Origin of the sequence: Photorhabdus stackebrandtii (genome assembly GCF_011189495.1) — a bacterium.
GTDB lineage: Bacteria > Pseudomonadota > Gammaproteobacteria > Enterobacterales > Enterobacteriaceae > Photorhabdus > Photorhabdus khanii.
This window is the reverse complement of the sequence record NZ_PUJV01000025.1, coordinates 47536-59999: the sequence shown is the minus strand read 5'-3', so window position 1 is coordinate 59999 and position 12464 is coordinate 47536. Positions and strand designations below refer to the sequence as shown.

The following is a 12464-nucleotide window of genomic DNA, read 5'->3' as shown; positions in this document are numbered from 1 at the left end:
CGGTGTATAGTTATGGATAGTCTCAAGAGCTTGGCTGAGTAGCATAAAAAAATCCGTAATCGTTATAAGTTACGGATTCTTACATAACCACTGGATCGGTCAACTGATCCTTAACTGATCGGCATTAGGCCGTATGCCCGATTTTCTTTTTCGAACTTAGGGCGTGAAATTCACCGTGAATTTACCGACATTGAATCTTTGTCATTTTCATTGGATGACATTCTCAGTGATTTGAGTGTGCCCAGACTGCAATCGCTGTCAGTTGAGGTGAAGCATGTCTGAATTTAAGGAGCGGCTAACACGGCTGGCGCTGCCCTCATGGATGGATAAGGGGGAACCGGCCAAATTGCTCCGTGCTGCGCGGGCATTCTGGCTGACAATGTATGCCAGGCTGAAATGGCCGTTAGCCCAACTGGACGCGGAGACGTGTTCAGAATCGCTATTATCAGTTTTGGCCTATCAGCGGGATATTCACCGATTTAATGGTGAGCCAATGGAATTGTTTCGCAAACGGGTAACATTTGCCTTTATTAACGCCAGAGAGGCGGGCAGTGTCGCGGGATTTATCGCTATCTTTGAACGTTTAGGTGTCGGCCATGTTGAAGTACTGGAACGTCAGCTAGGGATAGATTGGGATGTGATTATTTTGCGGATCAGTGACGGTCAAATAGCCGAGCATCCTGATTTGCTGATGAACATTATTCGTCAGTACGGCCGTACCTGCCGACGCTACCGTTTTGAAGTGATAACGAATAATAAACTGTTTATGCGTGTGGGCAGTTTAGGCGCGGAATATTGCTGTTATTACGCGGCCATGTCCTCGCCGCCTTTGCTATTAAAAGTGGGTGACATGTCGGGTGAATCCGTTTTTGATTGCGCCAGTTTAAAGGCGATTACCGCACCGAATATGACCTACGGTGCATCATTATAAGGAAATAATATGGCATCAGTGATTACCGTAGACTTTGAAAAATGGAAAGCGCAGCAGGCCGCGGCGGGAAAGCCCGTGGTTTTGGATGAATTTGTTTTTGCTTATGTGCCGGATTTAGATCCCGCTCTTGCCATTAATCGCGATGAGAAATTACCTGCCGAAAGTCATATTGTGCATCGTCAGGCTGTGAACAAAACAGGGTTAGCGAGCGAAAACGCCGTAGCCTACAGTGTCACATTGGGAACGGAAGCCGGTCATTTTGATTTTAACTGGATTGGCCTGATAAATAAGGCTTCTGGCATTATTGGCATGATTACCCACGCCTCAACTCAGAAAAAAATTAAGACCGCGAACGGATTACAGGGAAATGTACTCACCCGTTCTTTCTTGCTGGAGTTTGACGGGGCAGCTAAAGAGACCGCTATCACGACCACGGCGGAAACCTGGCAGATTGATTTTACCGCCCGTTTATCTGGCATCGATGAAATGCAGCGCCTGATTAATGCTGACAGTTACGGTGAGGCGGCTTTTTTCGGTGATGGGTTTTCCGTGGTTCGCAGTGGTGATCAATACACGGTAAAAAAAGGGCTGGCTTATGTTGGCGGGTTGCGGGGTGAATTGGTGTTTGACCAAACGCTTAACCGCCTGCGTGATACCCGTGTTTATGCGGATTTTAGCTATCAAGGCAATTTGGTCAGCCAGTGGAAAACCGTCGTTCGTGTCACCACAGCCAATGATCTTAAAAACTACATTGATGCGGCAGGGTATCCGCATTATGTCTTTGCGGTCGCGGGTGTTGATGGTCACGGTGATGTGATGGATTTGCGCATTAAAGGGTCATTGAATGACCGTGATATTTCCGCTATTCATCAAGAGATTGATAGTATGAAACGGGAATATGCGACTCAGCAGGCATTGGAAAGCGGTCTGCATGGGAAACAGTCGAAAGGGGACTATGCCACGAATGCCGCATTAACTGTTGTCAGCGAAAACGCCAATAGTCGCCTGGCTAAAAACCAGCACGGCGCAGATATTCTCAATAAGAATGAATTTGTCAAAAACATAGGCTTAGTGGAAACCGTCGAACGGGCAAGGAATGCTGTACCCAATGACAGGAAAATTAACGGGAAATCGCTATTGTCTGATATCAATTTGATGGCGGGTGATGTTGGCGCCTGTCACCAGACTACCTATATGACTGCGCTACCGGACAGGCATTATTCGGGGCCGTTTTCTTGTGGGCGGGAAAATGGATGGGCCAAAGGGGTGAGCATCGGAGTAGGGGGTGACACGGGGCAAATTTGGATTGATGCCGATGCACAGTTGCACACTCGATTTCTCAACGCTAACGGTGCCGTAGAGCAAAAAATGACGATGGGTATCCCTATTGGCGCCACTATCGAATGGCATTCGGCTGCGCCGATACCTGCCGGATATGAACCCAATGAGGGGCGCTCATTCCGTGCGGCAGATTACCCTGAGCTGGCCAAAATTTTTCCCGATCTGAAATTACCTGATGACAGAGGCTTATTTAAGCGTGGTCTGGATAGAGGACGCGGTTTAGATTCCGGTCGTTCGTTAGGGAGTGTTCAGGGGGACGCGATCAGAAATATCACGGGATCATTAGGTAATCCCACTATTGAGAGCGGGAGCAACGCGTCTGGGGCATTCAGCTACCGGTATAAGGCAGGCGGTCGCGCAGCCGGTGCCGGTGGTGGGGTGGTTTCATGGACATTTGACGCGTCCAGAGTGGTTCCGACCGCAAATGAAAACCGACCGGTTAACAAATCAGTGATTTATATTACGAGGGTAAAGTAGTGGCTAAATACAGTGCAGATATTCAAATGGCTCGGTTTGATGATGATGGGTTAGCCATTGTTAGCGGATGGGTGGCGGTTTATCGTTGTCATCCTGAAACACGGGAATATATTGGGGCCGATATGGATCACGTGCCACGGGGTTTTTCTGTTGCCGCTAATGCGTATCTGGATGCGCCTGAATTACCTGGTACGCATGACGTTGCGATTTGTCGTAGTGGAGATGAAAAATCCTGGCGACATGTGCCTGACTATCGGAGTAAAACAGCGTATACAACCGATACAGGCCGGCCGATCAATATTACCGCCATCGGCGCGTTGCCAGATAATCTCACCCTGCAATCACCCCAAACCCCCTTTGATAAGTGGGAGAATAAGCAATGGGTCACAGATAAATCAGCCCTAAAATCTCATCAAATTGAACAGGCTGAGCAGCAAAAAATCTCTCTACAGCAGCAGGCAGATGCGGCAATTAAGCCTTTACAGGATGCCATTGATCTGGATATCGCCACTGATACCGAAAAATCAGCGCTCGTAGAATGGAAAAAATATCGTGTGCGGGTGAACCGAGTAGACCTTTCAACTGCCCCCGATATCAACTGGCCTGAGCAACCTGCGTGATGCATTGGCAACGGAAAATGATGCGCATCTCCCCGAATATGGCGGGGATGTATTGCTCGATAGTGTCCGTTCATCCGTTCGTATACGGCATCGGACATAAAGCGGACAGCGGTCACTATCTGAGTCCGGCAAACGCCATCAATTATCTGGCAAATAAAATCCGGGGAACGGGAAATATGAGCGCCGTGGTACTCATGATCTGCGCGAAGACGCATAATGAATTTATCCAGCATTTAACCCAATTTTCAGCAGTGTTGCCGTTGCCGGTATTTTCTCAGGTTACCCGTATGGCAAAGACAGCGGAATGTCTGGCGATCACCAAAATGCAATTGCCTGGGAGATCGGGGGGCGGTTTGCCTCTGCCTCAACCGTTTTCAACATCGACCAGCCGCCTGGCCGTGAATGCGCAATTGGTTGCGCAGGCGAAGGCACAGGCCAGTGTGAGCAAGAGTATTGCGGGATTGAAATCGCAATTAACACACTTCACCACGGCAAGACAGAATGCCTTACAACAAGTCACTGCCGCCCTGAATGGCGTCAGAGACAAATCGGCGGGTGTCTGGGTATTCTCAGAGAAAGGGAATGGCGCATTTCTGGCCGAAAAATTGCGTCAGGATATCCCTGAACAGGACGCCGTTTACACGCTGGCGACACTATTTACCGGGGACGATATTAGCGCATTAGAAAGGATGCTACACAATGAGCCAAATTATCACACTCGCCCTTGATGGCGAGGCCATACCATTAAAAAGTCTGACTGTAACCCCATCGGTGGTATTTCAGGACACAGACCAAAGCGGCCAGTCATCCAGTACCGCCGTGGCAGAGCAAGGCATTAAGCCTAAAGAGTTGCGCATTACGGGGATCATCCCCTTTCCCGAACAAAAAACGCTGTCACGCTTATTTGCCTTGGCAGAAGCGAAAGACGGCGGCAGCCTAAAACGCTACCGTGTCGCCAACCTTACCGCGCAGGCCATCAATTTTCGTATCGGGACATTCACCCATACTATTGATGCCAGCAAAATCGACGGTAAACAGGCCTGGCAGGTCACATTTACTTTACGTGAACACTTCTCTGTTGCTGAAAAACGGGACGCCCGCACTGCCGATAATATTCAGGCCAAAAAGCAAACAGGGCAGGGCGCAGCCGCAGCAAAAGAAGCGCCGGAAAAATTAAGCTGGTTTGAAAGAAAAGTATTGAAATCGATTAATGACAAAATAGGCCCCGCCAAATAATGACACCGATTAACCGGCTCTATCTTTCCGGTGATGAAATTCATCTGGTTGACGCCAATATTATGCTGGAACTGTCATCCTGTGGCCGGGGTTTTATCACGGCGGAAACGACAACCGATTACACTGGAAAATTGGCGCGGCTGGATGTGGGTTACACGGATTTGGTATTGCGCTGGTTCACGGGCTATGTGGCACGCTCACAGCCAGCCCAAAACGGTTACCAGCGTTTGTTTGTGCGTGAGCTGGTCGGGGTGTTTGATCGATTGTGGCCGTGTTCATTTCAGCATCCAACACTGAGCCAGATTGTGGACTGGTTGCAGGAGCACAGCGGACTCACCTTCACATTGCCGGTTGCCCCTTATACGGAGACACCTATCCCGCATTTTACCCATCATGGTACCGGCTATCAGTTGCTGGCTAATCTTGGTCAGGTCTTTTCGATTGAGGATTATATCTGGTATCAGTTACCGGATGGCTCGGTTTATGTCGGCAGTGGGGGGCATTCGATGTTTGCGGGGAAACATGTGGAAATCCCCAATGAGTTTAGCCAGCGCCAGACGGCGGGTAATGCCATGACCATTCCCATGATCCCATCGTTGCGCCCAGGTGTGGTAGTCAATCAGCACCGGCTGAACAAAGTTAATCTGAACAATGAAAGCATGGTGATTACATGGGAAGCCATCAACGAATTGACCGGTCAGTCTCAGACCAGAACGCCCATGCAGCGCCAGATTGATGCCGCCTACCCCGAATTGTCGGCAGGGTTGCACTTACCCAAATTTGCCCGCATTGAGGCACACACTGAAAGCACGGTTAGCGGTGATATTTCTGACCCATTCCGGCCACGCTATGCGGTTGATGTTCAATTGCTAGATAATGATGGTCAGGATGCCGCTGTCCCTGTTTACCACGCTGTCCCGCTGCCTTTGCCGATGGCGGGCAGTGAATCCGGTCTGTTTCAATATCCGCCAGTCGGAACGGTGGTTGAAATTGCTTTTGAGGCAGGCAGGCCGGATAAGCCCTTTATCCGGCAGACATTAAGCCAGGGCAATACCTTGCCCGATATCAAGCCAGGCGAACAATTGCAGCAGCAGCGGGCGGAAGTCTCGCAGAGGGTAACTCAGGAAGGGAACTGGATTCGTCAGACTGACCAGACCATTAATGAATCGTCCATGCACCGTGAAGTCAGGGCAGACACGGAAACTCGCACGGGAAACCACGATACAGGCCACGGATAAAACCACGGTTTTGGGCACGTCTACGCTGTTGGCGGGTGCTGTCCAGCAAATCGCAGACGGTGACTATAGTATGGCGACCTCATCAAATTTCATTGCCAGTGTGGGGAAAGAGGCCAATATCGAAATCGGGCAAAAGCTGATAGAGAAAATTGGCTTGCTTAAGCAGAGCATCGCCGGAGCCCGGCAAGAAATCGTCGCGCCAGTGGTTTGGGTGGGCAGCCAGCAAATCAATGTCATGACCTTGATGTTAGAGACGCTGGATGTGGTTAAGGAATTAGCGGAACTGACCGCCGCGCATACGCACCACAACACAGGTATGCCGGAGAACGCCAGCGCAATAAGGAATACGGCCTATAAATCGGATGGATTGAGACAGAAGTATTCTCCTGTGATTGGGTGACTTTTAATCTGTCTGTGTTGTTTGTTTTATAGTCATGTTATCGGTTGATATTTCCGGTTCTAAGCATTAAAATTCTCATGTTAGTTGAAGTGGATCGCGCTAAGCTTGGGGTTACCAACCTGTTTAAGAGCGCAAAAACAAAAAAACCAACCTCACCAGTTGGTTTTTTTGTTTTTACCTATCTATTAATCCATTGAATCGTATCCAAATAAACTTATAATCAACGGCTGTTAGTTGAGGAGCGTTTTAGCCTGTGTATCTCTTACGCAAGTTTTCGTCAGTCCTGGCTGAATACAGGTGGTGCTGATTCAGAGCCTTGGCCGGAGCGCGATCCACTTCAACTAACATTGATGAGAACCAGCCGGACAGGCAATGTAAAGGCAACGGCTGGGTAAATCGTGCTCCTCAACTGGAGCAAACGGATGAAAGCATTCAAAGCCTTTATTGATACTGCTATCATCGTTCTTAAAGCGTTAATCGCGCTTTTAGAGCTGATCCGTGCATTTCTGAAATAGATAACGGAAACGTAGCTAAGGCCATCGGGGTAACCTCCCGATGGCCTTTAACATTTACCGCTTTTGATCAAGCTACTGTGTTTTATAATCTTTACCTCTCACAAAACGCAACCAGATGCATGCAGCATCATGCACTCATCAACCTACTAAGCCACTCTTGTTTAAGTGGTCTAATATACTGATCTGGCAGCTTAAATTTGGCAATCCCGGCTGGACTTGAACCCGTGCTCAAGCGATTATTGCTCCAGTAGTATGGGAGGGTAGTCAACAGATTAGTATAATGGAGTTAATGAGTTAATCGATTGATATGGTTAAATAATTTTCAGTTTACCGCGAGTCATACACATAATAACACAGGGACGCCTTTAAACGCGGTATCAATCAGCGTGGCGGATTCATGTTTTGATGGTCTGAAATACAATTATCTCGCCCGCAACATGCGGGCTTTTTTTACACCTTCATAGAGCTTGAATACAATTCTGATATTAAAGAATGGGCAATGAGTGTAATAAAAAACTGATAATTCAGAGTACTGTATTAGTTTAATGGTTTAAACGTTGTCGTTACTTTTTCGGATATAGAAATAACTTATGTGATATCAGAATTGTTTGGTAAATCATGTCGAACGGTTCGTTTGATAGGTTGCTCATTTTCATCAAAATACCGACTGGGCCATATCTCAGCAGGGGTTACACCAATTTCCTGAGCGATCAACAATTCCCCTTTAGGCCAGGGCCGCGTTAAAGCATTGGCTAATGTTGAAGAGTTTAAACCGTGCTCTCTGGACAATGATGCCAGCGTCTTATTCTTCTTACGTATCGCAGCGATAATATCGGCGGTATGCCAGTCTTTTTTCATATTCCTGCTTACCTCTTTGGTGGTGGCGATTCAAACAGGGTTTGCAGACCGGCGTTCATTTCCGGCGAGGTGTTAACCTCCCCTGCCTGAACCGCCATAGAGGGGCGATAGCAGGCGCACTGGTAAAAACTTCTTACCAGCGTCCATGAACGCAAGGCTGCAAAACCTTGGTCACTGGATTTTGCCAATGACAACACTACTTTAACCGATTGTATTATCTGACTCAAGAATCAAATAAATACCTTAGTGACGGTTTGTCTCACTGCGCTTATGACGAAATAAATGGGCTTATGGCGAAAACGGCACTACACCGCACCCGCCTGCACGTTTTGGATCAAAAAATTTTTTCAGTTTTAAAATCCTACAAGTCAAACTGCCAAACCGCGCCAGAACTGGCGGTGTGAGAGAAATCACAAACTGAAAGGTTTGAAAAGATTTTCAGGAAATTTCAGTTTTTGGATCAAAAAAAGACAACGAGGGAAATTACAATGCAATGATATTAAAGGAAAAATTATATTTTACGTGAAAAATAAGATCATGACGGAAAGCTGTGCTTTGTCATAGAAATCAGATAAGGCACGGCTTTACAGGATATACAGAACTGAAATTGTTTTCTCCGTTTGCGTTATGACAGGGGAGAAAGTGAAAGTATTAATTAAAGTACTCTTAATTCATTAATAAGCTCAGGGTTACGTTCAAGTATCTTAAGTAGTTTCAGTGGTGAACCAGAAGGAATGCGGAGGTGCAGGTAGTGTCAATTGATGCCCATAAAAATAAAATGGGTGGACGTAAAGTGGACATAGACAAAGAAAAAGGGGCTACGCTCTCACGTAACCCCTTGATTTATTTGGTGGAGCTGGCGGGAGTTGAACCCGCGTCCGAAATTCCTACATCCTCGGTACTACATGCTTAGTCTAATCTTTACATTCGCTTGCCAGCTGCGGATAGACACGCCACTAACAAACTAGCCTGATTAGATTTAACGCTTCAACCCTAGGCAAGGCATCCACGCGATCTCTTTTGGGTTTGACCTCTCTTGATCCCCGTCCTAAGAGCGGAGGCTAGGGAGAGAGGGCTCTACGCAGGTTATTAAGCTGCTAGTGCGTATTTTTCGTCGTTTGCGACTATTTTTTTGCGGCTTTTTACGAGGCCAACCGCCCCTCGGCATGCACCTTGGGTTTCGCGAATCCCGTCGAATCCAGAATCAGCCCCAAGTGTCTTAAAAGCAAGTATATCAGAATATTAAACTATAATGCCAGAATTTATCGCCCAGCATTCTTCATAATACGTGCTTTGTCTAATTTCCATTCACGTTCTTTAATGTCCGAACGTTTGTCGTGTGCCTTTTTGCCTTTTGCTACGCCAATTTTGACTTTACACCAGGCGTTTTTCCAATAGAGAGATAAGGCAACAACGGTGTAACCTTCACGATTGACTCGGCCATATAATGAGTCAAGTTCGCGCTGGTTGAGTAAGAGTTTGCGTGAACGCATAGGATCACAGACGACATGGGAAGAAGCTACATTTAACGGAGTGATGGTGGCACCAAAAAGATAAGCGTCGCCATCTTTGAGTAAAACGTAACTGTCGCTGATATTTGCTTTACCAGCGCGCAGTGATTTGACTTCCCATCCTTGTAACGAGAGGCCAGCCTCAAATTCTTCTTCAATGAAGTATTCGTGACGGGCTCGTCTATTCATGGCAATGGTTGCCGAACCGGGTTTGTGTGCTTTTTTCTTTGTCATAGTGTATGCATTATACTGAATGCTTTGATGAAAGAAATCTTTTCCCGCAGCATATTTGCTGATTAATGAGTATTTATTGCATTATACGCTGACAGGTTTTTCTTTAATCACGTATAGGTGATATTATTTGCCACAATTGAGCCTTACAGGAAATGATATGCCACAGATTAGTCGCTCTGCGTTAGTACCGTACAGCGTGGAACAAATGTACAAATTGGTCAATGATGTGAGTTCTTATCCGGATTTTCTACCGGGATGTGTCGGCAGCCGTGTGTTGAGCATCAGCCGTCATGAAATGACTGCGTCAGTCGATGTTTCCAAAGCGGGTATAAGCAAGACTTTTGTTACCCGGAATATCCTTGCTGATAACCAAAGCATTAATATGCAACTGGTGGAGGGGCCTTTTCGTAAGTTGATGGGAGGTTGGCAGTTTATACCTCTGAGTGAAGATGCCTGTAAAGTTGAGCTTCACCTTGATTTTGAATTTACTAATAAGCTGATTGAATTAGCTTTCGGTAAGATTTTTAAGGAGTTGGCTGGAAGTATGATACAGGCTTTCACTCTGCGTGCACGTGAGGTTTATAGTGCCTGATATCAATATCGAAGTTGTTTATGCATTGCCTGAGCGCCAATATCTGCGTACTGTGAAATTGTCCCAAGGGGCGACTGTAGAGCAGGCGATAATTGCGTCAGGTCTGCTGACTTTGCGTAATGATATTGATCTGCAAAAAAATAAAGTTGGAATTTATAGCCGTCCCGCTAAGCTGACGGATATTTTGGAAGAGGGTGATAGGGTGGAAATTTATCGCCCATTGTTAGCCGATCCAAAAGAAATGCGTCGTAAGCGTGCTGAACGGGCTAAAAATAATGCTCAATAATTTATCAATAGACAGCTAGTCATCTGTTTTTATGACTAGCTGTCTATATCTATTTGATTATTGAGGATTCTCAGTAAGTGAGTTTTCGTTTTTAATGTCAGTCAGTACACCACTACTGTCAAACGTCAGTGTTAGGGTTTGCTGAGTCACTTTTTCATGCCCAGGTTGCTGACGAAACACATAAAACCATGTTTGAGTACCAAACGGGTCCTGTAACATGGGTGTTCCTAATGTATAGGCTACCTGTTGCTGGGTCATCCCCTTGTGGATTTTTGATACATTAGCAGATGTCAGATAGTTCCCCTGATTAATGTCAGGGCGATAAACAACCCGTTCCAACGTAGAGCAACCCGCGGTCAGCATAACGAATGATACAGCAGCGGTAGTCAACATTTTACAGCGCATGGTAATTACATTCCTTTAGGAGTCAGGGTGTTGATAATAATAGACCTTGACGAGATTGAAAACCTCTACAAGTTTTAGCTATGACCCCAAATATCAGTAAAAGTTGTGTCATATTATGCTGCCAACAGCTCTTTTGCGTTCGCTAGGGTATTTTTTGTGACTTCACTGCCTGCAAGAAGCCGCGCCAGTTCTTGTAATCTGGCTTTTTTGTCCAGTAATTGCATTTGCGTTTCAGTTTCTTCACCATCGGTCTGTTTACTGACATAAAAATGCTGATGACCGCAACCAGCTACCTGGGGTAGGTGAGTGACGCACATGACTTGGGTAGACTCGCCTAATTCACGTAACAGACGACCGACAATTGCGGCTGTTGGGCCACTGATACCCACGTCCACTTCGTCGAATATCAGGGCTGAGGTTTCCATTTTCTTAGCCGTTATAACCTGAATTGCCAGTGCAATACGGGAAAGCTCACCACCTGAGGCGACTTTTGCCAGTGATTGGTGTGGCTGACCAGGGTTAGTGGTGACATTAAATTCAACTTTATCTGCGCCATCAGCATTTAAGTGTTCAGGCGCAAAAGAGACATCAACGGTCAAGCGACCATGAGGCATGGAAAGCTGATGCATACTGTTAGTAATTAGCTCACTTAACTCTTTAGCGTATTGCTGGCGAACCAGATGTAGCCTTTCTGCTACTCTTAATGCTTGTTTATGGTGTCTGTTAACCTGCTCGCAGAGATGAGCACAATCATCTTCTTGTTGTGCCAGCAGTTGCTGTTCTTCCTGTAATTGTTGATGTAGTGAGGGAAGCTCTTCCGGTACAACATGGTGTTTACGGGCTACTCTGATTTGCTGCGAAATTTTCTGCTCCAGTTCAAACAGGCGATTTGGATCCATATCCAGTTGATCACCATAGTGGCGGAGTTCGTCGCTGACTTCATTAATTTGGATGGATGCTTCTTCCAGCATAGTCAGCAGGTTACCGAATTTATCATCCATTGTGATGAGTTCTGCCAGTTCGTGTTTAGCGTAATTCAACAGACTGATAATATTTTGCTCATCATTATCACTCAGTAGCTGGAGGGCATTCTGACTAACCGATAGGAGCTGACCACGGTTTGCCAGCCGTTTGTATTCATTATCTTGCTCTTGATATTCACCTGGCTGTGGGGCTAATTCATTTAGCTCTTTCAGGTGATATTCCAGTAATTGTTGACGAGATTGGCGCTCAAGAGCCTGTTGCTGGAATTGTGCCAGATCCTGACAGCTTTGGTGCCATTTCTGATAGGCCTGTTTCATCTCATTTTGCAGATTGAACTGATTAGCGTAAGTATCGAGCAGGCGTTTTTGGTGACCACTCTCCAAGAGTAATTGGTGGGCGTGCTGGCCGTGAATCTGAATAAGGTGAGCACCCAGTTCACGTAATTGCGAAAGTGGTACCGCTGTACCATTGATAAAGCCTCTTGAGCGGCCATCTAAAGTTATGGTACGGCGCAATAAGCATTCATTACTGTCATCAAGTTGATGTTCTTCCAGCCATTGACGGGCAGAAGGTGCATCAGAAAGAGAAAAATGGGCGCAAATATCAGCACGGGAAGCGCCGTTACGTACCATATTGGTCTCACCGCGATTGCCCAGACATAAGCCTAATGCATCAATTGCGATGGATTTGCCGGCGCCGGTTTCACCCGTGATGGCTGTCATACCTGACCGGAAATCAATTTCAAGCTCACGAACAATGGCAAAGTTGCTAATAGTTAACTGGGTGAGCATCATGCCTCTCCTGTGTATAAAAACACCTCTGTATTTTCATACAGT

13 protein-coding genes, 1 other RNA gene and 2 pseudogenes are annotated in these 12464 nt (G+C 46.5%); 10 read left to right on the top strand and 6 right to left on the bottom strand.

The window, feature by feature from the left end; genetic code table 11:
• Nucleotides 1–129: 129 nt before the first annotated feature.
• From C5470_RS23950 to dinQ, 8 genes and pseudogenes are all read left to right on the top strand, one after another.
• Nucleotides 130–282, top strand: a pseudogene (locus C5470_RS23950) (baseplate J/gp47 family protein); the annotation flags it as partial.
• Nucleotides 275–931, top strand: coding sequence for a phage tail protein (locus C5470_RS17365; protein WP_166290934.1), 657 nt, complete (start codon nt 275–277; stop codon nt 929–931). The pseudogene C5470_RS23950 and the gene C5470_RS17365, both read left to right, overlap by 8 nt.
• Before the next feature lie 9 nt (nt 932–940).
• Complete coding sequence (locus C5470_RS17360) at nt 941–2749, top strand: phage tail-collar fiber domain-containing protein (protein ID WP_166290932.1); 1809 nt, start codon at nt 941–943, stop codon at nt 2747–2749.
• Nucleotides 2749–3369, top strand: a complete 621-nt coding sequence (locus tag C5470_RS17355) for a tail fiber assembly protein (protein ID WP_339916876.1) — start codon at nt 2749–2751, stop codon at nt 3367–3369. The genes C5470_RS17360 and C5470_RS17355 overlap by 1 nt, the downstream gene beginning before the upstream one ends.
• A gap of 17 nt (nt 3370–3386) precedes the next feature.
• Nucleotides 3387–4097 carry a hypothetical protein gene (locus C5470_RS17350; protein WP_339916874.1) on the top strand — a complete coding sequence of 237 codons (711 nt, stop codon included), beginning with the start codon at nt 3387–3389 and terminating at the stop codon, nt 4095–4097.
• Nucleotides 4069–4605 (top strand): baseplate complex protein, encoded by a 537-nt coding sequence (locus C5470_RS17345; protein ID WP_166290928.1) that lies wholly within the window; start codon nt 4069–4071, stop codon nt 4603–4605. The genes C5470_RS17350 and C5470_RS17345 overlap by 29 nt, the downstream gene beginning before the upstream one ends.
• Nucleotides 4605–6243 (top strand): annotated as a pseudogene (locus C5470_RS17340) (hypothetical protein). Before C5470_RS17345 ends, C5470_RS17340 begins: the two are co-directional and overlap by 1 nt.
• 422 nt (nt 6244–6665) lie before the next feature.
• The gene (gene dinQ, locus C5470_RS23280) at nt 6666–6758 is read left to right on the top strand and encodes a damage-inducible type I toxin DinQ (protein ID WP_274521077.1); all 93 of its coding nucleotides are present in this window, start codon (nt 6666–6668) and stop codon (nt 6756–6758) included.
• 588 nt (nt 6759–7346) lie between these two features.
• Here dinQ and C5470_RS17335 read toward each other — a convergent pair.
• The 4 genes from C5470_RS17335 to smpB all read right to left on the bottom strand — a co-directional run bounded on the left by C5470_RS17335 (nt 7347) and on the right by smpB (nt 9361).
• Nucleotides 7347–7616 carry a helix-turn-helix domain-containing protein gene (locus tag C5470_RS17335; protein ID WP_166290926.1) on the bottom strand — a complete coding sequence of 90 codons (270 nt, stop codon included), beginning with the start codon at nt 7614–7616 and terminating at the stop codon, nt 7347–7349.
• 8 nt (nt 7617–7624) lie between these two features.
• Nucleotides 7625–7843, bottom strand: coding sequence for a hypothetical protein (locus C5470_RS17330; RefSeq protein ID WP_146748122.1), 219 nt, complete (start codon nt 7841–7843; stop codon nt 7625–7627).
• Between the two features lie 621 nt (nt 7844–8464).
• Nucleotides 8465–8828, bottom strand: a transfer-messenger RNA (tmRNA) gene (gene ssrA / locus C5470_RS17320).
• Between the two features lie 50 nt (nt 8829–8878).
• Nucleotides 8879–9361, bottom strand: coding sequence for an SsrA-binding protein SmpB (smpB, locus tag C5470_RS17315; RefSeq protein ID WP_015833415.1), 483 nt, complete (start codon nt 9359–9361; stop codon nt 8879–8881).
• Between the two features lie 157 nt (nt 9362–9518).
• On the opposite strand from smpB, the gene C5470_RS17310 reads away from it, so the two are divergent.
• The gene (locus C5470_RS17310) at nt 9519–9953 is read left to right on the top strand and encodes a type II toxin-antitoxin system RatA family toxin (RefSeq protein WP_166290924.1); all 435 of its coding nucleotides are present in this window, start codon (nt 9519–9521) and stop codon (nt 9951–9953) included.
• Entirely contained in the window at nt 9946–10239 is a 294-nt protein-coding gene (locus C5470_RS17305) for an RnfH family protein (protein ID WP_166290922.1), read from the top strand. Before C5470_RS17310 ends, C5470_RS17305 begins: the two co-directional genes overlap by 8 nt.
• Before the next feature lie 57 nt (nt 10240–10296).
• On the opposite strand, the gene bamE is transcribed toward C5470_RS17305, so the two are convergent.
• Together bamE and recN are read right to left on the bottom strand one after the other, a co-directional pair.
• Nucleotides 10297–10644 (bottom strand): outer membrane protein assembly factor BamE, encoded by a 348-nt coding sequence (gene bamE, locus C5470_RS17300; RefSeq protein WP_166290920.1) that lies wholly within the window; start codon nt 10642–10644, stop codon nt 10297–10299.
• A gap of 113 nt (nt 10645–10757) precedes the next feature.
• A complete protein-coding gene (gene recN / locus C5470_RS17295) occupies nt 10758–12419 on the bottom strand; it encodes a DNA repair protein RecN (protein WP_166290937.1) in 1662 nt (553 codons plus the stop codon).
• Between the last annotated feature and the right edge of the window lie 45 nt (nt 12420–12464).

Bases quoted from the DNA above. Each gene is read 5' to 3' on its own strand.
- dinQ (WP_274521077.1), top strand. From the start codon at position 6,666: ATGAAAGCATTCAAAGCCTTTATTGATACTGCTATCATCGTTCTTAAA.
- C5470_RS17335 (WP_166290926.1), bottom strand. From the start codon at position 7,616: ATGAAAAAAGACTGGCATACCGCCGATATTATCGCTGCGATACGTAAG.
- C5470_RS17310 (WP_166290924.1), top strand. From the start codon at position 9,519: ATGCCACAGATTAGTCGCTCTGCGTTAGTACCGTACAGCGTGGAACAA.
- C5470_RS17360 (WP_166290932.1), top strand. From the start codon at position 941: ATGGCATCAGTGATTACCGTAGACTTTGAAAAATGGAAAGCGCAGCAG.
- recN (WP_166290937.1), bottom strand. From the start codon at position 12,419: ATGCTCACCCAGTTAACTATTAGCAACTTTGCCATTGTTCGTGAGCTT.
- C5470_RS17350 (WP_339916874.1), top strand. From the start codon at position 3,387: ATGATGCGCATCTCCCCGAATATGGCGGGGATGTATTGCTCGATAGTG.
- C5470_RS17345 (WP_166290928.1), top strand. From the start codon at position 4,069: ATGAGCCAAATTATCACACTCGCCCTTGATGGCGAGGCCATACCATTA.
- smpB (WP_015833415.1), bottom strand. From the start codon at position 9,361: ATGACAAAGAAAAAAGCACACAAACCCGGTTCGGCAACCATTGCCATG.
- C5470_RS17365 (WP_166290934.1), top strand. From the start codon at position 275: ATGTCTGAATTTAAGGAGCGGCTAACACGGCTGGCGCTGCCCTCATGG.
- bamE (WP_166290920.1), bottom strand. From the start codon at position 10,644: ATGCGCTGTAAAATGTTGACTACCGCTGCTGTATCATTCGTTATGCTG.